This is a genomic window from Pedobacter gandavensis (assembly GCF_032678745.1).
Taxonomy (GTDB): domain Bacteria; phylum Bacteroidota; class Bacteroidia; order Sphingobacteriales; family Sphingobacteriaceae; genus Pedobacter; species Pedobacter gandavensis_C.
In genome coordinates, this window is sequence record NZ_JAVTST010000001.1 from 664,586 (window position 1) to 686,376 (window position 21,791).

The following is a 21,791-nucleotide window of genomic DNA, read 5'->3' on the forward strand; positions in this document are numbered from 1 at the left end:
ACAAGCAGTAAGCGACTTATATGAGTGGATGGCGAAGTAACGCTTACTTACGGCATCTTCTTTTTTTTAATTTAAATAAGGAGCAAAATTCGATCAGGGCTAGGGGGACTGCATTAGGGACTCGAACCCTCAACACGGCTTACACCACATTGCCCACCCCCATGAATTGGCGCGAAGTATCCCTTTTCTACGGCATCCTTATATTTTATAATTCTATTTTATCTATGGCTTCTAAAGCGGAGCCTCCATGCTCCAATGCATCTAATACGTCAAAGATTTTATCACTCCAGCCTGCGATTAAGTACACCTCATTTTGCAAGAGCTGTAATGGTGCCTGACCATAACCGCCCAGATCAAAAAGGTATAGTCTAGCGTCAGTCACAACCTCTCTTTTATAGCGAAGCCACATAGATTGAATGTCTTTACCGCTAGCTGGGTCCGAATTCCATAACTGGCAATCCGTGAACAGCATTATTTTGTCCATCTTTTTTTTGCGCAGCAGTAAATCCTCGATCACTCGATAGCCATTTGTTGAGTAACCTACTTCACCTTCACGTTTATAAAACTCCTGAACATTAGCCAGTATGTTCCTTTTTGGTACAATTATGGTTTTCCAGATGTCGCCAAACATACCAACTCTTACGTTTTTACAGCGAGCTTGTAATAGCATAGCCAGCATCAAGCCTATGTCGTACAACAGGACTTTTGAGTTTTCGGAAACCGCTTTTTGCATAGAACCCGATACATCACAAGCTAATAACACATGAGTATCCTGATCAAAACCTTTGATGGTATTGGTGCTGATCTGGACGGCTATTTCTAGAGCATCAAGGAGCTCAGCAGTATAACCATCATTAAGGACATTTCTCGCTGTCAACAATTCCCGGTAAGCAGATAAATACCTGTAAGGGAATTGTTTTGCTTTTATAACCTTAGCCGGATCGGTCAGGGTATCGCATACCTGTTCTATGTGCGAATAGCTGACACCAGCTTCCAGGATGTTTCGCAAATTGCGCAGGACTGCCATATAACCCAATTTGTTGCTTTCTATTAGTTCTTCCCATTTGTGGCGAAATGCGATTGCTTTGGTCTCCGTACTATCAAAGCCAACTTTACCTAAGGCAGAAAGTTCTGTTTCCCAAGTGTAAGGCGTTTGCAGCGTATCTTTTGCGATCTTATCAAATAGATCTTGCTGCAATTCATTCTTTGCTTTTGGGTGAACCAGGAAGAGTGCATCACGGAACTTAATCGCACTGTCACGGTTGTATTTCGCAAACTGGTATTCATCGAACTTGTTAAATGCCATCATTAAGCCTTTTTGTAGCTGTTTAGACAATCTGTTCAACTTTTTCGTGCCCTGGCGCTCGTTCATCATTTCATAGCAGGCTAATAATTCTGTGATTTCATCTGCGCGACAAATTACGCCATTGGTAACCTGCGCAACTAAATTATCACCAGAGTGCATTTTAGCCAGTTCAGTAACCAGAACCAATGGCACAGAGCGCATATGCATTTTAGTGCGTGTATAAATGGCCAGTTTACCTACAAATACCGGGTCGCATTTCGCGATTAGACTGCGCAAACGTGTTAATCTATCCTCACTCTTTTCGTAGAATGAATTGTTGAGGTTCCAGGTTACTACAGTAGTATACAGCTCCATTTTAGGAGTCATCATAAATGCTTTTTCATTTTGATGATTTTTGAACTGTGTTTTAAATCTGCTGAGTATGTTAAATTTCATTGGAAACCTCCTTTTTTTGTTGTTGATACAAAGATTGTATACCTGTGCGCAGTCTATTTGCGCAGTAATAATTTATTTTAAATATTTTAATCTTCTGGTTTTTCTCTTGGATCTGCCATCCTCACTATTCTTGGTTCAAACTTAGCCAGAACCTCCACCAAATCGGTTTGTGCAGCCATTACCTTATGGATATCTTTGTAAGCCATTGGTGATTCATCGACATCGCTACCCATTAGTGTAATGCGTTTATCGATCAGATTGGCTGCAATTGCGGCTTTATCCAAAGTTTTAAAAGCGGCAGTTCTACTCATTAAGCGTCCAGCACCATGTGAGGCCGAATTCAGTGCTGTTTCATTACCTTTTCCTCGAACTACAAATCCTGGGGTACTCATGCTTCCCGGAATAATTCCTAAAACCCCTTTTCCTGCCGGAGTAGCTCCTTTGCGGTGAACCATGACCTCTGTACCATCCGCTAGTAGCTCTTTCCATGCAAAATTATGATGGTTTTCTATGCGCATCAGCGGTTTGTGGTTCATCGCTTTAGAGATTTTGTTGTGGATCTCATGGTGATTTGCACTTGCATACTCGCCAGCCAGGTTCATTGCAATCCAATATTCTTGTCCTTCCTCTTTGTCCAGATCCAACCAGGCGAGGTGTTTTGCTTCGTCAGGCAGTTTGGTCTTGGTCATCGCTATTTTTGAATAGTGGTTCGCAATGCTACCACCAAAACCACGGGAACCGGAATGGGATAGCAAAGCCAGATAGTTTCCTGCAGGAATGTCATTTAAAACGCCATCTGCAACCGTCAGCGCACCCCATTCCACAAAGTGGTTACCTGTACCAGAAGTTCCCAACTGCGTATAAGCTTTGTTTTTTAATGACCTGATCATTTTGGTTTCATTCCAACTATTGCTATCAAATAATGAGCTGTCGAAATACGTTTTTGTAACTCCACCTATTCCAAAATTGGTATGGTCAAGTAATAAATTTTGCAATTTAATCGTTTCGTTATCCAGCATTTGTGCAGGAAGATCAAAAATGCTCAGGCACATCCGACAAGCGATATCTACACCTACTGCGAATGGTATAATCGTATTGGCTGTTGTGGCCAACACACCACCGATAGGTAAACCATACCCTTGATGTGCATCGGGCATAAGTGCCCCTGCAACACTGATTGGTAGCTTTATTGCGGTTCTCATTTGGCTAAGCGCGCCCATTTCAATATGTTCGATTCCATAAATAGGGAAGTCCGTCGCGGCTTCTTTTAGCCTGAAGTTGCTACGTTCCTGTTTAATCATTTTACCTTCTTTTTGTTTGGAAATCACAAGCTCAGCAAGGTTTTTAAACTTGCCACCTTTTCTCAAAGCATATTCCATAGGGTCGTTTAACAAACTTTCCAGATTAGCCATGATATCGGCTTTATCCATAACATTGTGCTTCAATAAACCATTGGCAACGCGGCCAAAGCTGATCAATACTTCCAGTTCGTTAATTCCTAGTGTGCTTAAATCGTTGTTGTTGATCTTTTCCATTGTATTTTCTAATTGATGATACAAAGTAAATGCAGTGCTGCGCAGTCTATTTGCGTAGTAAAATTTTATTTACTACTTTCATTAAAATAATTCAATTAGCAGTATTCTTTAATCAAAAAAATGCCTGTAAACCCCTATGCCTTGATAAGTCACATGCTATTGGTCAAGCAGATTAGGGAACAGTTCCATAAGGCGCTACATTATTATGATGTTAAGGAAGGTTAGACAGTTCTTTTGCTACCCGTAAGTTCATTTTAACTAAAATACCCAATCCAACTGCAAACGGTAAAGAAATCAATAGCCATTTAGGGGTGATATCAAAAAGGTTCAAACGATAAAACATCATCACATTGAAAAATATCAATGTGCCTAGAATAACTTTCCCTAATCGTTCTTCTTTTCGATATTTTGTGCTGTAACTTATTCGGTAACTAGTCATAGCTGCATGCAATAATTTTTCGGAAAATTCCGCTGAAGGAACATTCATCTAATAAATATGCGCTTGCACCCGATTCTTCATTTAACTCTTCGCTATTCATGCGTCTGGCACTTTTTTTAGTTAAGGCCGTATGGTAAACAATCCGATATAGCCAGGTCGAAAATTTGGAGGCACTCCGGAAATTTGCCAATGCATTAAAAGCTTTCATAAAGGCATCCTGAATCACCTCTTCTGCATCCTCAGTATTCCCGCAGATTTTGATAGCCAGGGTATAAGCCAAGTTTTGATAGGTCTTCATTAAATACTCAAAACCCTCTCGCTCACCGAGAATGGCCTTCTTTAAAAAATAATCTTCGTTACGGTCGCGTCCGAACAGCATGCTTGTGGCTAAATTAATTTCATATCTACAATAGGTTAGACTACATTTCAGAAAAACAGGTCACATTGTGACCAATTATAAATATATACAGTCTTATCAGGAAATCAGCATAAACATGGAAACCACATCAGCAGCATTATTTATATCGATCTCCTTGGTTGTATTCGGCATTAGCTTTTACTATTTCACCACAAGGCACAAGGAACGAATGGAAATTATCGCTAAAGGGCTATCTCCTGATCACTTTAAAGGGCAGACCAACCTGCTGCCTTATCTGCTCATATTGGGAATGACCAGTATAGGCATTGCGCTTGGAATCGCTGCAGGCACTGTAGTTAGCAATATACTCCAACTGGAAAAACTCCTTACCATTACCTTTTTTGTGTTTATTGGCCTGGGTATAGCCTTGATTTCATCTTATGCCTTATTAAAAAGAATGCAAAAAGGGAATTAGCTTCTGGATCAACGATAAGTAGTCCTAATTATTTATCAATAACTTTTAACAAATGAAAACATCATTAATGGCAATGCTATGCCTTATCTTTTCTATGCTTGCTCCGTTGATAACCATGGGACAGAATGAAAATGAACTGTTTGACGCGCTGATCGGAAATGCCTATCCTAAAGATGGTCCGGGTGCAGTAATTTACCTATCCAAAGGAGGGGAGCTGATTTATAAAAAAGCTTTTGGCAAAGCCAATATAGAGCTTGATGTGGATATGAAATCAGATCATGTATTTCGACTGGGCTCGGTTACTAAACAGTTTACGGCTTGCGCTATCCTTACGCTTGAAGAGCAAGGGGAATTATCATTGAGCGATGATATTCGTAAATACATCCCGGATTTCCCCCAAAAGCAAAAAATGATATCTATTGAGGCCTTGCTGACCCATACCTCTGGGATCGTTAACTATAGCGGATTGCCAAGCTTCACAGCAGTACTCAAACGCAAGGATTTGACACCTAAACAACTGGTTGACCTTTTTAAAGATGAGCCACTGGAGTTTGAGCCGGGATCGAACTATAAATACTCCAATTCTGGTTATATCTTACTGGGATACATTATTGAAAAAATAACAGGTAAACCATATGGAACATATATCGAGGAGACCATTTTCAAACCTTTAGGGATGACAAATTCGTATTACGACAACCAGACTAAGCTAATCAGTGGCAGAGTATCAGGATACGTCCACAGGAATGGGCATTACCAAAATGCAGAGTACCTGAGCATGACTCTACCGTACGCCGCTGGTTCGCTGCTTTCTACTGCCGAAGACCTGCAAAAATGGTATGCCGCCTTGTATGATGGGAAATTCCTGAAAGCAGAGAGACTGCTCAAAGCACATACCTCTTATCAGCTTAACAAAGAAAGGCTGACCGGTTATGGTTATGGCTGGGAAATTGGCAATGTGCAGGGAATTCCCAGTGTCAAACACGTAGGGGTAGTTAACGGGTTTTTCTGCTACGTCGCTTATCTGCCGGAAAAAAAAATGTTCATATCTATTCTCAGGAACTGTGATAGCCCTGATAACCCAGATATCCTTGCCTCGAAAATGCTTGCCCTGGCTTTAGGAAAACCTTACGATTATAAAGCCTTTACCATGACAAGGTCTGAACTAGAGGCTTATCAGGGAATATATAAATCGGCAAATGGTCCTGATCATTATATCAGGTTGCAGGATGGGAACCTGATGTATTACTATCTGGGTGGCCCAAGAACTCGTTTGATTCCCTAGGAAAAAGATCATTTTATTTTGGAACACAGCCTGAGCAGCTTTAGTTTCGAAAAAAATAAAAGTGGAAAGGTAGAGGGTTTTACCATTGCTGATACGGGACTACCGAACGCCGGTGTTCGTAAAAATATCAGACTACAAGCTCAGAAAAAAATCAATGTCCCTGTTAAAATAATGGAAAGTTATCCGGGCAAGTATCAATTTAATCCGGGGCCGGTATTTGAGATAGTGTTGGAGAATAATACGCTGTACGGACAGGTAGGAAAGGATAGAAAAGAGCTGGTGCCATTTGCTAAACACAAGTTTTTTGCGCGTGATTTGGACGCATCCATTATTTTTAATCTGGATGCAAAAGGAAAGGTCATCAGCTTGACCAAGATCCAGAATAGCGAAATGGAAGCTAAGAAATTGTAATTTAAATATTGATTTATTAGCCCTTCTACTTATGAACTACAGGTCTTTCTGATTGAAGGGGATGTTGAGCAGCTCGGGTACCATTATTACATTTACCTAGCATCATATAGATCACAACGAATATAATAATCGTTGATAAACAGCCTCCGCCTAGTTTTTTTGCTCCCCAGGCAGCAATGATGGCTCTAAAAAACTTATTCATAGCTTTAAAATTAAGGTTATCGTTGGTTTTTTCTTGTTATGGCATTTCAATGGATACGGGTATAACACTTGTGGGGATCATAAGGTTTATCAAGATCAGAACAATGAGCATATGATGGGTGTTACAAATATCAATTAGTTAGCTATAAAGAAATATATGATCAATAACCTTGCTGAGCATCAAAAATTGGAATGGATTGATTTAACCGATCCAACAACTGAAGAGCTTTCCGTTATCGCTGAAAAATACAAATTACATCCCGCCCTGGTTAACGATTGTCTACAGCCGGATCATTTGCCAAAATATGAGAGGATGGAAGATTATGCTTTCATCATTTTCAGAATACATACACAGAACAATGTGGCTGAAGCGGACACGGTTCAGGAGCTGACTCATAAAATCGCCTTTTTCTATTCAGATCATTTTTTGATTACGGTTCATCGTAGAACTCATGATTTAATTGCCCCAATAGCGGAATTGATTAAAAATGAAAAATGCGGTAGCACTTTAGATTTATTAAATCTACTGATCAGTGCTTGTTTGAATACTTATACAGAGCCTTTAAATAAGTTGGCTAAATCAGTTGATTATTATGAAGAAATCGTTTTCTTAAGACCTAAGAAAGCGCCGTTATTGAAAGGGCTTTATTATTTGAAGCGGAAAATTGACCTCCTGAAAAGGATGTTGATTCTATCTTATGATATTATTGATGCTTTGGATGCCAAAGAAGGAAATGTGAACACGAGGGATACGCGGGATTTGTATGTTAAGCATCAAAGTATGCTGGATTCTCTTGCCGAAAACATCCACCAGTTGCTGGCGATCTATTTTTCTGCTTCTTCCCAGAAGACGAATGAAATTATGCGGGTGTTGACTATCTTTTCGGTATTCTTTATGCCCTTAACCTTTATCGTTGGGATATATGGGATGAACTTTGAATTTATGCCTGAGCTAAAGTGGAAGATGGGTTATCCTGGAGTAATGGGCTTGATGGTTGTGGTTACGGTGGCCATTTACTTTTGGTTTAAAAGAAAAGGATGGTTATAGATATCTTTTTAAATAAAAAATGCCGGCAGTAGTTACACTGCCGGCTTGAGAGGCTCCAATTTGTTTAGCAGTTAACTGCATTCATTGTCGCTATTTTTTATCTTTCAAACTAATGATGAAATGTGTGATCTGGATTTGTATGATGTTCTAATCTTGGACAAACATACAGGTCTGATGTACATTATTTCCCACCCCTAGGGGTAGGATTTAAACTTTTATAGCTAAAAACTGACCTACCCGAACGGGTAGGTTTAGTTGTAGTTTACTGAAAAATAACCACTTAGATTTTGGATTGGTTTTTTGCAGGTACAGCCCTCAATCTTTAATGGAAAAAGAAAATTGAAAAAGCACAAGGTTATTACAAGCAGCCTAATAGAAAAAGATTAGTTTTGAAGTTTATTATAGACGCTTTATCGTTAATGAACCACAATCAAATTACCCGATGCCCATTTTTTTATCGACAGACAATTGTTTTGTTGTTGCTTTTATCCCAGTTTTTTTATGCGAATGCTCAAACTACCGACACTACTAAATTTTTAGAAAAAGAGGTTTCAGCGCTTAAGTTTGAACCACTGGAAAAAGACCCTTCATTTAGTTTGGCTAAGCAGCAGGTTATGCAAGGAAATCAAACTGAAGGCTTAAATCAGGAGAAGGGTGAAACCTATTTTTGGTTGAAAGGTAGGCTACGTAAAGATCAGTTAAACCAAGCACTGACCTTGCAAATCTCTTCCTCACATCTTCATCAAACCAAGCTTTACAGTTATAACAATGGACAGCTTTATCCAGTAAAAGAAGAGTTGAATCTGGTGCGGTATGATCAGTTTAATTTCCAAACGGATAGCACTGTTTATTATATACGAAGTTCGGATGCTTTATTAAAACAATTGCCTTTAGTACTCATGGATACGCCATCTTTTAATGAAAAAGAGGGGAAACGTTTGCTTAGAATTGGCTTTTACTATGGATTGGGCATGATGTCGATCCTGTTTAATGTAGTTTTTTACCTCATCTTTAAGGATAAGCGTTTTATTGCCTATTGCTTTTTACAGATTGGGGTTTTTGTAGAGTTTTTCTATGAGGACGGGATGTTTTATTACTTATCCTCCGGACAATTGGTCTTAAACAACTTACTGGTATATACTGTGCCCATTACTGCTGGTTTTGCCTGTGTATTCGCTTACTATTTCTTAGACCTTAAAGATTCTCATAAAAATTACTGGCGGTATGTTGGTCCGGTGATGGGCTTGGCATTGCTAAGTTTAGTCTTATTTACCGTTTTTAAATGGAATGGTTTTCTGCCGATTATTGATCTACTTAGCTTTTTGAGTGCGGCAATTCCTATTGGCATCGCCATTTCCAGGTTTAAGAAGGATGTTTATGCCCGGTTTTTGGTCTTAACTTTTGGGGTGATTGTGATCTTTGGAGTTGGCTTTGTACTCAATATGCAATTTAATCTGCCATGGCTTTCTGCTTTTGATATGGATGCGTTAAGAATGGTGAGTGCTTTTGAAATTATTGCAATCGGCTTTGCTATTACTTTTAAAGTTAGGGCTTTACAAGAGGAGAACGAGCATTTTAGATTAGAAATCAACAAGTATCTTTTTACGATTAAACCCACCGTGGAGGTGATACCGGATATTTCCATCAATTCAAACCGCAATGATCTGTCTACTTTACAGATTTTAAAAGTTGATTTTCAACTTACTGAGCGCGAAACAGAGGTTTTAGAAGGGATTTGGGAGGGATTAACGAATCAGGAACTGGCTGATAAATTGTTTATTTCCTTAAATACGATCAAGTATCACATTAGTAATTTATATGTGAAATTGGATGTTAAAAACAGGACACAAGCGGTAAGGATCAAAGAGAAGGTGAATGTCCTGGCTTAAAACATAAGCATTTTAGAGGAGGCATTGTTTAATCAGAATTAACACTATATTTAGTTTTGGCTAATATCTAACTAATAGTTTTGCGCCTAATGTTAAGCTATATCTCTGATTTAAAAACGGGCAATCACGAATCCTTTGAAATGGTCTTCAGGCTATCTCATAAAAAGGTTTATGCCTATTTTTTTAAGAAGACGAATGATGAGGACATTGCGCAGGACTTGACCCAATTGGCCTTTATTAAGCTATGGAACTTTAAGCATACGCTTTCAGAAGATCATGAACTCGATGTTCAGTTGTTTCGCATTGCAAGAACGACCTTGTTAGATTATTTCAAAAAGCTGAGTAATGACGATCGGAACCTAAAACTTTATTACAATAGTGTTTCCGAAGAAGCTACAGATCAACATCAAAAATTTGAAATCAACCAGCAATTGGAAGTTGCACTGAGTGTATTGCCTCCAACACGCAAAAAGGTTTTCATTTTAAACAGATTACAAGGGTATTCTTATAAGGAGATTTCTGAGCAACTTTCCATTTCTCCCAGAACAGTAGAAAAACATATTTCTTTGGCCATGAAGCAGCTTGATAGTTATGCTTATGTTCCGGTCTTCATTTTACTGACTAAACTCCTTCCTTAGGTATCGACTTCGTTGCCTGTTTTTCGGCTTCTTATTCCCATCGATTTTGCCAAAACAAATTATTTTAAAAATATTTTAATTCGGTTACGGGTTTAGTCTCAATTGAATCGTATTAGTAGTATGAGCGTCTCTGAACAATTGTTGGACAAATATTTTAAAGGACAGTGCAGCCCGGAAGAAAAGCTTCAGGTGATGCACTATTTAAATGAAATGGAGGACTTGCCAGATCATTTATTGAGCAAAGCGGAATGGGATGAGATCCAGGATGCTGATCTGGACGAGCTAAAGTCTGAGGAGATGTTGAATGTGGTGAAAATACAGACTACTGGCAAAGCTTACCGCTTAAAATGGTTCAAAATCGTGTCTGCCGCTGCAATTGTATTAATCGCGCTTTCTGTTGGTCTCTTAAATGTTTTGAACTTAAATCAAGACAAAGCAGGTATAGAAATAGCCAACACAAAGGTTTTAAATATTGAAAAAAGCAATGCGATCAATTGGAAATCAATTGTGAATTATACTGATCATCAGCAATTGATGAATCTGCCAGATGGCTCCAGTGTTAAATTGTTTCCAGGGGCAGAATTGAGGTATGCGATTCCATTTGTAAGCAATAAACGGGAAGTATATTTAAATGGGAAAAGCTTTTTTGAAGTAGCGAAAGACAAAAACCATCCTTTTGTAGTGTATGCAAAAGGGATTTCGACTACCGCATTGGGAACTTCCTTTACTGTTACGGCCTTAAATAACAGTAAGTTTATCAAAGTACAGTTACATACGGGTAAGGTATTGGTGAAAAACATAGATTCAGTTCCTCGTATCTCGCCATTTAATGAGATTCTATTGCCTGGAAAAGAATTGGTTTACAATAGCCTGAAGAATAAAATCAAGGTGTCTGATACCAGAACTTTAGTCGCTAAAAGGGAGAGTCCGATTAAGGAGTTGAACTTCCAGCAGGCTTCTTTGGTGGATGTATTTGATCAGTTAGAAAAACATTATAAACTGAAGATTACCTACGACCGTGCTGAGCTGGCTGAAATGTCATTCACCGGAAAAATACAACTTACACAAACTATAACGACCATACTTGAAGAAATTGCCGAACTAAATAAACTAAACCAAATAAAAACAGCCGACGGTTACCTGATTAGAAAGTAAATCCAAAACAATATTATTTTAAACCACCTGAGCCGCTAAAAATAGCGGATATGGGATCCTTTTGCCTAAAAACCAATCAAATAAATAAATTATGCTTAAAAAATTTACCACACACTTGTTCTGTTGTCTGCTGATGATATCAGTATCGGCAAAGACCTGGGCTCAGACTTCGTCGGAGATTACAGGGGTTGTAAAAGATGAAACCGGGCAACCATTGCTCGGAGCTTCGGTGCTTTTACTGAATACAAAAACCAATGAAAAGAAGGGGATCATGGTGAACTCCGAGGGCAAATTCTCAGTAAAAGGGCTTACTGCAGGCGTACCTTACAGCATCAGCGCTTCCTATATTGGTTATGAGACAAAAACAATTAGCAATTATGTGCTGAAACCAGGCGAACAGGCCACACTTTTGATTCAATTGAACCCTAGCGCCAACAATTTGTCAGATGTGGTAGTGGTGGGTTATGGTAGTCAGAAGAAGAAGGATGTAACCACTTCTATTGCCAGTATTAAGGCTGCTGATCTTGAAAACCAGCCGATCAGTAATGCTGCTGAGGCGATGGTTGGAAAAATGGCAGGTGTACAGGTTTCGCAGGGTTCTGGCGCTCCAGGTGGGGCGTTGAACATCAAAGTGAGAGGGGTCGGCACAATTACCGCAGGCTCAAATCCATTGTATGTGATTGATGGTGTGCCTATTTCAAATGACAACATCAATACTTTAAATACGAATGATATTGCCTCTATTGAAGTATTGAAAGATGCATCATCTGCTGCTATTTATGGTTCAAGAGGTTCTAACGGGGTAGTATTGATCACTACTAAACAAGGAAAAGCCGGGATCACCACCATTAATGTGAACAGTTATACCGGCTGGCAATCTTTAGCTCATAAGATCAAGATGATGGATGCTTATCAGTATGCGCAAATGGTTTTGGAGTCGAGGAATAACTCTTATGTTGATGTGATGGAATCGAACAATAGAAAGTATGCGGATAAGGGATTACCGCAGGTTCCATTTAGTATAAATGACAACAATTCGATCCGTTTGTTCAATACGGGCAATAATACCAATACGGTAATGCCATCTGAGGTTTTACCTTATTTAACAGGTCAGCAGGGCCTAACCAATACCGATTGGCAGGATCAGATCTTTAGAACGGCTCCGATCCAAAACCACTCTATTTCGGCAGCTGGTGGCTCTGAGTTGATAAAGTATTACGGTTCCCTGGAATATTTTGATCAGGATGGGATCATTTTAAATAGTGGTTTCAAGCGTTATAGTGGAAGAATTAACCTGGAAGGGAAAAAAGGTAAAGTGAAATTCGGGGTTAATTTTAGTCCTTCGGTGATCAATGAAAAGAGAGTAAATGCCAATGGTGCTTACAACTCTAATGGTGGAGGTATTGTGGCTTCAGCCTTGCATTATGCGCCAATATTCCCGGTGTACAATGCTGATGGCAGTTATAATTTCGATCAGAATTCTTGGAGCGCAGGTACAAGAACCATTTTGCCAAATGGGAAACCTGCAGACGGTAACGGGGCAACTCAAGCCTGGAACCCTGTAGCACTGGCCATGCTTCAAAAAGACGATGTGGCGGCAAGTCGGATGACGGGAAGTGCATTTTTGGAAGCTGATCTGAGCAAAGATTTGAAATATAGAATTCAGCTGGGTGTTGATTTGTTTAACAGTTCGGAAGATGTATTCAGACCTTCAATATTTCCGCAATCCAATACTGCAGGAAATCCACTTTCTGACGCCACGGGTTCTTCACGTACGATCAAAGAAACCAACTGGTTGTTAGAGCAAACTTTAAATTACACGAAAATGATAGGTGACCATAGCATCAATGCGCTTGTGGGTTTCTCTACCCAAAAGGACGACTTAAGCGGTAATTATGCTTTTGCTTCCAAAGGGTTTATCAGTGATCAGGTGGAGTACATCAAGGCTGGTTTGGTAACAAATGGTACTGCAACCAGAACTCAATGGGCTTTAGCTTCAGGTATTGCGAGGTTACAGTACGGTTATAAAGGAAAGTATTTGTTTACAGGTTCGATCAGGGCAGATGGTTCTTCGAAATTCGGAAGAAACAACAAATGGGGATATTTCCCATCGGCTTCCTTAGGTTGGAGAGTATCCGAAGAGGATTTTCTTAAAGATTCAGAAACTATTTCAGATTTGAAATTAAGAGCTAGTTACGGTTTAACCGGTAATTTCAACATCCCGAATTATGCAGCTCAGGGTGCGATGAACAATTATGGTTATGTGTTTGGTGGTACGCCTCCGGCAGTGATCAATGGTGCAGCGCCTATTGCTAAGCCGAATGATGATTTACAATGGGAGAAAACTGCACAGTTAAATCTGGGTTTTGATGCTGCATTTTTCAAGAACCAGTTAACGCTTTCTGTGGATGTTTATAATAGTAATACGAACAACTTGTTATTGGATGTTCCAGTACCTATTTCTACTGGTTTTGCTACGGAATTGAAAAACATTGGAAAGGTAAATAATAAAGGAATTGACATCAATTTAGGAACACAGCAACAGTTTGGTAGCTTGAAATGGACGGCAAATGGAAACTTTTCTAAGAATATAAATAAGGTTGTTGAGCTAGGCCCAGGCAATGCCGATATTCTAAAAACAGGTTCTGTAGCTAATGCTTATTTTATCACAAGAGTTGGCGAGCCGATAGGTTCTTACTATTTGCCAGTAGTTCTGGGTGTATTCAAAAACCAGGCTGAAGTTGATGCTTATCCTCATTATACGGATACTCAGGGTAATTATGATGTGAACACTTCTAAACCGGGCGACTTTAAATTTAAAGATGTGGATGGTGATGGGGTAATTGATCTGACCAAAGACAGAGCGATTGTAGGGAATTACCTGCCTAAGTTTACATATGGTTTTTCGACTTCTTTTGAATATAAAGGAATAGATTTAAATGTGGCGATGCAAGGAGTTTATGGCAATGAGATTCTGAACCTTTCCCGCAGATATTTTGCGAATAAAGAAGGAAATATGAACAATATGATCAGCTCTTTAAATCGTTGGAAGTCTGACAGTGATCCAGGAAGTGGGATGGATGTGAGGGCCAATCGTGCGGCTAAGGGTAGCAACGGAACTACTTCCACCTGGCATATTGAAGATGGATCTTATCTACGTATTCGTAACATCGCTATGGGCTATACTTTACCTGAAAGTTTGGTTAAGAGGTTAACCTTATCCAAAGTTAGGGTGTATGTGGCAATGCAGAATCCTTTCACTTTCAGCAAATACACAGGGTATAATCCAGAGGTAACCAATAGGAGCGATGCCACTACAAATGGAGAGGATTATGGCGTTTATCCAACGGCAAAAACAACATCAATAGGCATTAACATTACTTTATAACATAGAAAGATGAAAAAATATATCATATTAATTTGTGGTTTAATGATTACAGCCACATCTTGCAAGAAATTCTTAGACCTGAAGCCATTGGATTCTTATGTTGAAAAGAGTTTTTATTTGGATGAGAAAGGATTACAAGGCGGACTTGTGACTTGCTATGACGCGTTGCAAAGCGATAGTTTGTATGGGAATAATTTATTGACCTTAGGTGAGCTTCGTGGAGATAACCTGATCGATAATGATCCAGGATCGGGCGCGGGTGTAAGGAACCAAATTGAAGTATTTTCAGAAACTTCAGCGAATAGCATCCTTTCCAGTACCTGGATGGGGAATTACAAGGCCATTTATCGTTGCAACATCATTTTAGATCGTGCGCCGGAAATCAGCATGAATGAGGACATCAAGAGCCAGATTATCGGGCAGGCGAAATTTATCAGGGCTTTAAGTTATTTTAATCTGGTAAGGATTTGGGGTAATGTTCCATTGGTACTTAAAGTTCAGAAAACCGAGGAGGCCAGACAAAATACACGCGCAACTACAGCACAAGTTTATCAGCAGGTGATTGATGATTTAAAGGATGCTGCAGTAAAGCTGCCTCCAACATGGGTTGCTGCACAACGTGGTAGGGCAACCAGTTTTGCTGCTAACTCGCTGTTGGGTAAGGTTTATCTTTATCAAAAGAAATTTGATTTGGTTGCGACCACTTTACAGCCGGTTGTAGCTGCGATATATAGCGGCACAACATTAGCTACTGTACCGCAAAATCAAACTTTCCCTGATAACTTAAAGACGAGTAAGGATATCATTTTTGCGGTTCAATACCTGATGGGTGGGGTTAAGGAGTTTGTAAACCAGGATAACCGATATAGAAATAACAACAATACCAATATCATTAATATCCCTCAATCTTTGTTTGAAACCGGTGATAACCGTCAGGCTTTGGTGGTTTCTACTGGAACTGGTGCCAGACCGGGCAAGTTTAACTCTCCGCAGTTGAACAATGAAACAAGTGGTGATTTTCCTGTGTTGCGTACTACAGATGTATTGTTGATGTATGCGGAAGCGCTGAATGAAACTGCTTATGGAGATGCTGAAGCTTTTAAAGCACTGAATGCGGTGCGTACAAATGCAAATGCCTCTGTAAAAACACCTGCTTTGCTAACGTCACAGTCGGCATTTAGAACTGCGGTATATTTAGAAAGACGTTTGGAATTGGCTTTAGAGGCAGATCGTTGGTTTGATATTGTGAGAACTAATCAAATGAGCGTTATTTTCCCAGGGATTCCGGCTTTCAGAAGTCTGTATCCAGTGCCACAGGTTGAGATTGACAACATTAATAACAAAAGTGGCTATCAGAATGATGGTTATTAATTAACATTAATTTTTGACCGGTATCTTTGATTTATTGAGCTTTTTAAGCTCAGCTATCTTAAAGATGCCGGTTTTTTATTTTAAATATTTTGCGTTATGAAAATGAGATTGTTTTTCTTTTTGTTATTGGGAAGCTTTTGTACTGCCAGTGTTTTTGCACAATCTAGCCAGGCAGATCCTAAGTATGTTTTTTCTGATGGACTAAACCCTGTTCAATATAAAAATTATTACCTGCTGACGTTGATGCAACAGGATCCATTGGTTAGGAAGTTAATTCAGCAGGATCCGGACTTGAGTGCTTTGTTTAAAGTAAAGGCTTCCAGGGCTTCAGATGCAGTTAAAAACTGTGCTAATGATATCGTTTGTCTGAGTGCCGCTTTTAAATTTAATGAGGAAGAGATTGCTACTGTAAGTAAACGTTTAACCGCACTTTTTAAGGGGAATGAGGTCTTGAATGGGATGCTGACTAAGCAATTGATACCTTCCGGTTGTTACCTGAGTTATGGTGATTTGAAGCCTTCGGAAATGCTGGTTAAAGCATGGGAACAAGATGCGAAAGCACTTAATTTTACGATAGGCGTATATGTGGAAGCCGCAAAACCGAATTATCCAAAAATCGATTCTATCTCATTCGATGTGAAGGAAAAAGGTTATTCGGAGTTGGTTCGTACCAATGCTGCACTGAGCTTGAATACTAAGCATTCGATGTTCTTTGAACCTACTTTGCAGTTTGCATTGATTGCATTGGATATTAATGATCGGAATGATGCTGGTGATTATGAACCTATGAAGACTACTGTGAATAAGGCTTGTCTGACTGCGATTGCGAAAACAAATTTTGATGCTTATAAGTATAGTTTAATCCTGGTTCCTGGAGAGGGACCGGAGGATACTGAAACAGAATTAAGCGCAGGTGGGAAGTTGAGATGTAGGCTCGCTGTAGCGGAGTACCACAAAGGCGTAGCTCCATTTATTATGGTTTCTGGTGGGAGAGTACATCCTTTTAAAACGAAATACAATGAGGCTTATGAAATGAAAAAGTACTTAATGAGTACTTTAAATATTCCGGAAAGTGTGATCATTATGGAACCTCATGCCAGACATACGACCACCAATATGCGAAATGCCGCGAGGTTAATGTTTAGATATGGGATGCCGATGGATAAGCTAGCACTTACGGTAACTGCGAAATCACAAAGTATGTATATCAGTGGTGCTTTGTTGGGTCGTTCTGTGCAGGAGCTGGGATATGAACCTTTTAAATTGGGGGCACGTTTGTCGGATTTCTCATTAGAATTTTATCCGAATGTGAGGTCTTTGCAGATTGATTTTGATGAACCTATGGATCCATAGTTTTATAGTGATCATTGCTTTGCTGGATGTTAATTTAATCATAAAGATATTAAATTAGTTTATAGTATTGTTTTAAGAGAATAAATCATTAAGTTGCCTTCGTAAATAAATTTCCTTTATGCAGGTAACAATCAATTTTGATGATATATATGAAACGGAGTCTATCGAAGATGGGTTAACTAAGGTAACATTCGACGCTCCACAAAAGGATGGTAGCATAATGAAGCTTCTTGTGGTACTGTCTAAACATTCTGATCCTAATTTGCCTAATGTCTTTAATATGGGATTCGGTCCGCCAGATGGAGCGGGAGGGTTTAAAGACAATGTTAGATTATGGCATCAGGATCTAAATAAAGTCTTTTCTACTATATTATTTATTTCACTCAGATTTTTGAATAAGTATCCTGGAATAGCCGTAGGAATTGATGGATCTGATGATTTGAGAGCAAGATTCTATCATCGTGCCTTTAAACATAACAGGGAATACCTTAAAGATTATTTTATGCCTATGGGAGTAGACTGGTATGTTAGAATTTTCAGGAATGGTAATTACGACCAAAATCCAGATGGGAGTTATATTGATAAGCCGAAACCAGAGCCTTTCAATTATAATAGAGAAAACAGAGATCTTTATAGATACTATGTGTTTCTATTAAATAGAAATATTAATCTTTAATTTAAAAATAATACTTATGTTTACAATATGGAAAAGCATATTCAAATAAAAATAGACCAATTAATTGAGAAGGCTGGTGTTGTTTCTTCTCCAACTGTATTTCGTCATAATGATAAATTTTCTAATGATAGCTTATTAAAAGTAATCCGTTCAAAAGAGGATGCAGATACTTTTATGGCTGAGCTTTACGCTGCAGCCTGGCGCTGTAAACAGCAAAAATAGAATTTTTGGTTGATGTGTCATTTAGCGCTTATAGCATTGCTGGTTGAGGAGGGTTTGTTTATGGATTAGTCCTTTATCAACCAGCAATGCTACAAATTGCATTTAGCAATTTTGAGTCAGCGTAAATAGTTCTAAAATGTGTTAAACGGTATGAAGGTAACTGAGTTTGATGCCGTCTATTTTTTCGATCTTCCCTAGAACCTGGTTGAGCTGAGCTTTTCTAACTTCAAATTTTATGTTGCAGGAATTATCAAATTCCTGGGAAAGGATAGTGAGTTGTTCTTCTTTAAACAAACGCATCACATCATTCATGCTGAGGTAATCAAAGCTGAGTTCGTAAACATCATTGACCGTCTTTTCTACAATCTCTGCGGCTTGAATAGCCTCAATTGCAGCTGATTTATAGGCATTGATTAAACCGGGAACACCAAGCAGGGTACCTCCAAAATAACGTACTACTACAATTAGAATATTTGTTAAATCAGCAGAAAGAAGTGCGTTTAAGATTGGCCGACCGGCAGTACCTGAAGGTTCTCCATCATCCTGGATTCTGAAAACAGACCGATCAGGACTTATTCGTAATGCCCAGCAGAAATGCCTGGCTTTACCATGTTCTGAACGCAATTGTGTAAGGATAGGTTTTACTTCCTCTTCAGAGCGAATGGGATAGGCAAAGGCAATAAATTTACTGCCACGGTCTTTGAATAATCCTTCTACAGGGGCAGTTATGGTTTTATAGGTATCGTCAAATAGCATGAAACTGTGATAAGGTAATGAAAATGATCGCGATTAAGGCGAGTGCTAGTCCGAGGTAGTTTAGCTTATTCAGCTTTTCTTTGAATAGGAATACCCCTACAATTGTGCCCAGGATAATCACACCTATATTCATTGCGGCAAATACGGTAGATGGATTTTCTGCCATGGCACGATGTGCTTTCAGGTAAAAAAGGATGTTTCCAAAATTGAATAGTCCAAGTACCGCTCCACAAGCAAAGTTGACCAGTTCTAGCTTTTGTTTTTTTACCAATGCAAGATAGAGGATGGCAACCAATGATAACACGAAGGAAATAGCGAAAGTCAGGATTAAAGAACTGGTATAAGTGAGGTCTTTAATTTGTGCGATCTGTTTAAACAGGATATCAATAAAGCCAAAACCAAAGAATACTAGTAGTGGATAAATCCAATTGCCTCCTGAGCTGGGTGTTTTTGATTTGCGATAAAGGGTGAAAATAATGGCAGCAAAACCAAAACAAAGGCCAAGAATCTTTAAGGTATTGAATTGGTCGCCAAATAGAAAATACGCGGCAAGAATAGAAATAAACAAAGATAATCGTTGTGCAATATCTGTTCTTGCGATTCCAATGCTCCTGATTGAGGCACCGAGAAACCAAAAGACAAGGGGTAATAAGACACCTAATCCGAGGTAAACGGGCGATATTTTTGCTGTTGTTATTTCAGAAATGCTTGGCTTGAAAAAGAAAAAACTGAGCGCAATTGCAAATAAGTAATTCCAGGTGATGGCCTGCAAAACATTGATTTTATATCTGCGCGCAAGTTTTAAAAGAACAGCAACGGTAACACTACAAAAAATACTGATGATTAGATAGATCATGCTTTGCTGTTATTTTGGTAAATGGACAATTGGTCATTGCCGACTTGATGTTGAGCAGTAATTGGTTTATTAATTTTGGGTGCGGGAACACCATCAGACCAGGACTTGGCAGAGGTAAACACGCGGGCTTCATCCCATAATCCTGCTTCAATAAACTGGTTGAGCAGCTGCGCTCCGCCATCTATAATAACTGATTGGATATCCATTAAGTACAATTGAAAAGCGATCTTTTGAGGAAGGTAAAAAGACATGTCTTCCATTTGAATGAAATGAGTATTTCCAATGACATCCGTTTTTACTTCGTTGAAAATAATGGTTTTAGTTTCGTTGTTGTAAATGTGATGTGTAGCTGGAATTTCCAGATTGCGGTCGATAATGATCCGAATTGGGTTTTTACCAGGCCATTCACGGGCATTCAGCTGAGGGTTGTCGACCATTGCCGTTCTTTTCCCCACAATAACAGCATCTTCTTCGGTTCTCCATTTATGAACCAGGCGCTTTGCCAATGGACCACTGATCCATTTTTGTTGATCATCTACTGGCGCAAAATAGCCATTGGCTGTATTGGCCCATTTTAAAATGATATATGGTCTTTGCTGACGGATTCTAGTAAAAAAACGGCGATTTAAATGCGCACATTCTTCATCGAGTACACCTGATACTACCGTTATTCCGGCGTTTTTTAACTTAGTGATGCCTTTGCCATCTACTGCATCAAAAGGGTCGTTGTTACCAATCACGACTCTTTTTAGTTGGTGTTTAATCAGCAGATCTGCACAGGGAGGTGTTTTTCCGAAATGGGCACAAGGTTCCAGGCTCACATAAGCGGTTGCCTTTTTGAGCAACAAGGCTGCCTCGGTTTCCCCATATTTGGCAAATACTGCTTTTATAGCATTTACTTCGGCATGTGCTTCGCCAATTTTCTCATGGTATCCTTCTCCAATGATGATTCCTTCAGATACGATCACACAACCTACCATTGGATTTGGACTCACGTTTCCAGCGCCAAGAATAGCTAGCTCCAAACATCTTTTAATATATAATTCGTCGGCCATTGTCGCAAAAGTAAGGTATATTGTTCGATTTACTTACTTTTGCAGGGCATGAATTTAAGCCAGTTATTAGCCCATTTTAAGACAGAATTAAAAGATGTTTATGAGGAAGAGGAAGTTAAGTCGATTTTTTCTATTTGCGTAGAACATTTGCTGAAACTCAAGAGGAGTTCCCTGATGATGAATTGGGACAAAGAAGTTAGTCCTGCAGAGGAACAACAGTTTTTGCTTGTTGCGCAAGGGTTGAAAGCACATAAACCTATTCAGTACCTGTTAGGGGAAGCTTATTTTTATGGTGCCTTTTTTAAAGTGAATGAAGCGGTATTGATTCCGAGGCCTGAAACAGAGGAACTGGTGGATTGGATTTTAGAAAATCGCCTCGATGATAAATCGGTAATTGACTTTGGGACAGGAAGTGGTTGTATAGCGATCAGTTTGAAAAAACATGGTAAAGCAGCGCAAGTAACTGCAGTAGATATATCTGAAGTTGCGCTACAGTTGGCTTCCGAAAATGCTTTAAGATTGGAAACGGAGGTGAATTTTATCCATGCTGATATATTAAATCTTGAGATCAAAGGACAGTTCGATGTCATCGTGAGTAATCCTCCTTATATCACGGGTACTGAAATGGAGGAAATGCATCAGAATGTTTTGGCACATGAACCGCATTTAGCGCTCTTTGTTCCGGACGAAAGACCCTTGTTGTTTTATGAAGCGATCGCTGATTTTGCAGTCGGACATTTGAAGGAAAAGGGCAAATTGTATTTTGAGATCAATGAGTATTTATCGGAAGAAATGATTCAGATGTTAAAAGATAAAGGCTTTATTCATATTGTTTTAAAGAAGGATATGCAAGGGAAACCGAGAATGATTCTTGCATTGAGAGATGAGATGATGGTTTAAACCTGAAGCTTCATTCTAGTCGAAAAAGATTGGCTTTGC

21 protein-coding genes are annotated in these 21,791 nt (G+C 39.2%); 13 read left to right on the forward strand and 8 right to left on the reverse strand.

Translation table 11 applies throughout. The features are described from left to right. Positions 1–205: 205 nt before the first annotated feature. From R2S10_RS02590 to R2S10_RS02605, 4 genes are all read right to left on the reverse strand, one after another. On the reverse strand, positions 206–1,741 hold the full coding sequence (locus tag R2S10_RS02590) for a TROVE domain-containing protein (protein WP_316838874.1): 1,536 nt from the start codon (positions 1,739–1,741) through the stop codon (positions 206–208). Positions 1,742–1,827: 86 nt separating this feature from the next. Continuing rightward, positions 1,828–3,276 (reverse strand): RtcB family protein, encoded by a 1,449-nt coding sequence (locus R2S10_RS02595; RefSeq protein ID WP_316838875.1) that lies wholly within the window; start codon positions 3,274–3,276, stop codon positions 1,828–1,830. A gap of 211 nt (positions 3,277–3,487) precedes the next feature. Beyond that, positions 3,488–3,715 carry a hypothetical protein gene (locus R2S10_RS02600; RefSeq protein ID WP_316838876.1) on the reverse strand — a complete coding sequence of 76 codons (228 nt, stop codon included), beginning with the start codon at positions 3,713–3,715 and terminating at the stop codon, positions 3,488–3,490. Further along, positions 3,708–4,094 (reverse strand): RNA polymerase sigma factor, encoded by a 387-nt coding sequence (locus tag R2S10_RS02605; protein WP_316838877.1) that lies wholly within the window; start codon positions 4,092–4,094, stop codon positions 3,708–3,710. Before R2S10_RS02605 ends, R2S10_RS02600 begins: the two co-directional genes overlap by 8 nt. A gap of 115 nt (positions 4,095–4,209) precedes the next feature. Here R2S10_RS02605 and R2S10_RS02610 point away from each other — a divergent pair, with 115 nt between their 5' ends. The 3 genes from R2S10_RS02610 to R2S10_RS02620 are packed head-to-tail and all read left to right on the forward strand — an operon-like array spanning position 4,210 to position 6,244. Continuing rightward, on the forward strand, positions 4,210–4,548 hold the full coding sequence (locus R2S10_RS02610; protein ID WP_316838878.1) for a DUF6249 domain-containing protein: 339 nt from the start codon (positions 4,210–4,212) through the stop codon (positions 4,546–4,548). 52 nt (positions 4,549–4,600) lie between these two features. Continuing rightward, positions 4,601–5,833 (forward strand): serine hydrolase domain-containing protein, encoded by a 1,233-nt coding sequence (locus R2S10_RS02615; RefSeq protein WP_316838879.1) that lies wholly within the window; start codon positions 4,601–4,603, stop codon positions 5,831–5,833. An 18-nt stretch (positions 5,834–5,851) separates the two neighbouring features. After that, positions 5,852–6,244 carry a DUF3471 domain-containing protein gene (locus R2S10_RS02620; RefSeq protein ID WP_316838880.1) on the forward strand — a complete coding sequence of 131 codons (393 nt, stop codon included), beginning with the start codon at positions 5,852–5,854 and terminating at the stop codon, positions 6,242–6,244. A gap of 25 nt (positions 6,245–6,269) precedes the next feature. On the opposite strand, the gene R2S10_RS02625 is transcribed toward R2S10_RS02620, so the two are convergent. Next, complete coding sequence (locus R2S10_RS02625) at positions 6,270–6,446, reverse strand: hypothetical protein (protein ID WP_316838881.1); 177 nt, start codon at positions 6,444–6,446, stop codon at positions 6,270–6,272. Between the two features lie 156 nt (positions 6,447–6,602). Between R2S10_RS02625 and corA the strand changes: the two genes are divergently transcribed. From corA to R2S10_RS02670, 9 genes are all read left to right on the forward strand, one after another. Then, positions 6,603–7,493, forward strand: coding sequence for a magnesium/cobalt transporter CorA (gene corA, locus R2S10_RS02630; RefSeq protein ID WP_316838882.1), 891 nt, complete (start codon positions 6,603–6,605; stop codon positions 7,491–7,493). Positions 7,494–7,969: 476 nt separating this feature from the next. Next, positions 7,970–9,382, forward strand: a complete 1,413-nt coding sequence (locus R2S10_RS02635; protein ID WP_316838883.1) for a LuxR C-terminal-related transcriptional regulator — start codon at positions 7,970–7,972, stop codon at positions 9,380–9,382. Between the two features lie 89 nt (positions 9,383–9,471). After that, a complete protein-coding gene (locus tag R2S10_RS02640; RefSeq protein ID WP_316838884.1) occupies positions 9,472–10,020 on the forward strand; it encodes an RNA polymerase sigma factor in 549 nt (182 codons plus the stop codon). A 120-nt stretch (positions 10,021–10,140) separates the two neighbouring features. Further along, positions 10,141–11,175 carry a FecR family protein gene (locus R2S10_RS02645; protein WP_316838885.1) on the forward strand — a complete coding sequence of 345 codons (1,035 nt, stop codon included), beginning with the start codon at positions 10,141–10,143 and terminating at the stop codon, positions 11,173–11,175. A gap of 91 nt (positions 11,176–11,266) precedes the next feature. Beyond that, positions 11,267–14,563: a TonB-dependent receptor gene (locus R2S10_RS02650; RefSeq protein WP_316838886.1), complete on the forward strand. Its 3,297-nt coding sequence runs from the start codon at positions 11,267–11,269 to the stop codon at positions 14,561–14,563. Between the two features lie 42 nt (positions 14,564–14,605). After that, positions 14,606–15,934, forward strand: a complete 1,329-nt coding sequence (locus R2S10_RS02655) for a RagB/SusD family nutrient uptake outer membrane protein (RefSeq protein ID WP_316838887.1) — start codon at positions 14,606–14,608, stop codon at positions 15,932–15,934. Positions 15,935–16,030: 96 nt separating this feature from the next. Next, positions 16,031–17,287: a YdcF family protein gene (locus R2S10_RS02660; RefSeq protein ID WP_316838888.1), complete on the forward strand. Its 1,257-nt coding sequence runs from the start codon at positions 16,031–16,033 to the stop codon at positions 17,285–17,287. A gap of 118 nt (positions 17,288–17,405) precedes the next feature. Beyond that, positions 17,406–17,963, forward strand: coding sequence for a DUF6934 family protein (locus tag R2S10_RS02665; RefSeq protein WP_316838889.1), 558 nt, complete (start codon positions 17,406–17,408; stop codon positions 17,961–17,963). 27 nt (positions 17,964–17,990) lie between these two features. Beyond that, positions 17,991–18,185 carry a hypothetical protein gene (locus R2S10_RS02670; RefSeq protein ID WP_316838890.1) on the forward strand — a complete coding sequence of 65 codons (195 nt, stop codon included), beginning with the start codon at positions 17,991–17,993 and terminating at the stop codon, positions 18,183–18,185. 141 nt (positions 18,186–18,326) lie between these two features. Here the strand turns inward: R2S10_RS02670 and R2S10_RS02675 are convergent, their stop codons facing one another. The 3 genes from R2S10_RS02675 to ribD are packed head-to-tail and all read right to left on the reverse strand — an operon-like array spanning position 18,327 to position 20,852. Further along, positions 18,327–18,941, reverse strand: a complete 615-nt coding sequence (locus R2S10_RS02675; RefSeq protein ID WP_316838891.1) for a YigZ family protein — start codon at positions 18,939–18,941, stop codon at positions 18,327–18,329. Then, on the reverse strand, positions 18,931–19,797 hold the full coding sequence (locus R2S10_RS02680; protein ID WP_316838892.1) for a DMT family transporter: 867 nt from the start codon (positions 19,795–19,797) through the stop codon (positions 18,931–18,933). Before R2S10_RS02680 ends, R2S10_RS02675 begins: the two co-directional genes overlap by 11 nt. Further along, positions 19,794–20,852, reverse strand: coding sequence for a bifunctional diaminohydroxyphosphoribosylaminopyrimidine deaminase/5-amino-6-(5-phosphoribosylamino)uracil reductase RibD (gene ribD / locus R2S10_RS02685; RefSeq protein WP_316838893.1), 1,059 nt, complete (start codon positions 20,850–20,852; stop codon positions 19,794–19,796). The genes R2S10_RS02680 and ribD overlap by 4 nt, the downstream gene beginning before the upstream one ends. A gap of 48 nt (positions 20,853–20,900) precedes the next feature. On the opposite strand from ribD, the gene prmC reads away from it, so the two are divergent. Beyond that, complete coding sequence (prmC, locus tag R2S10_RS02690) at positions 20,901–21,752, forward strand: peptide chain release factor N(5)-glutamine methyltransferase (RefSeq protein WP_316838894.1); 852 nt, start codon at positions 20,901–20,903, stop codon at positions 21,750–21,752. Positions 21,753–21,791: the final 39 nt, after the last annotated feature.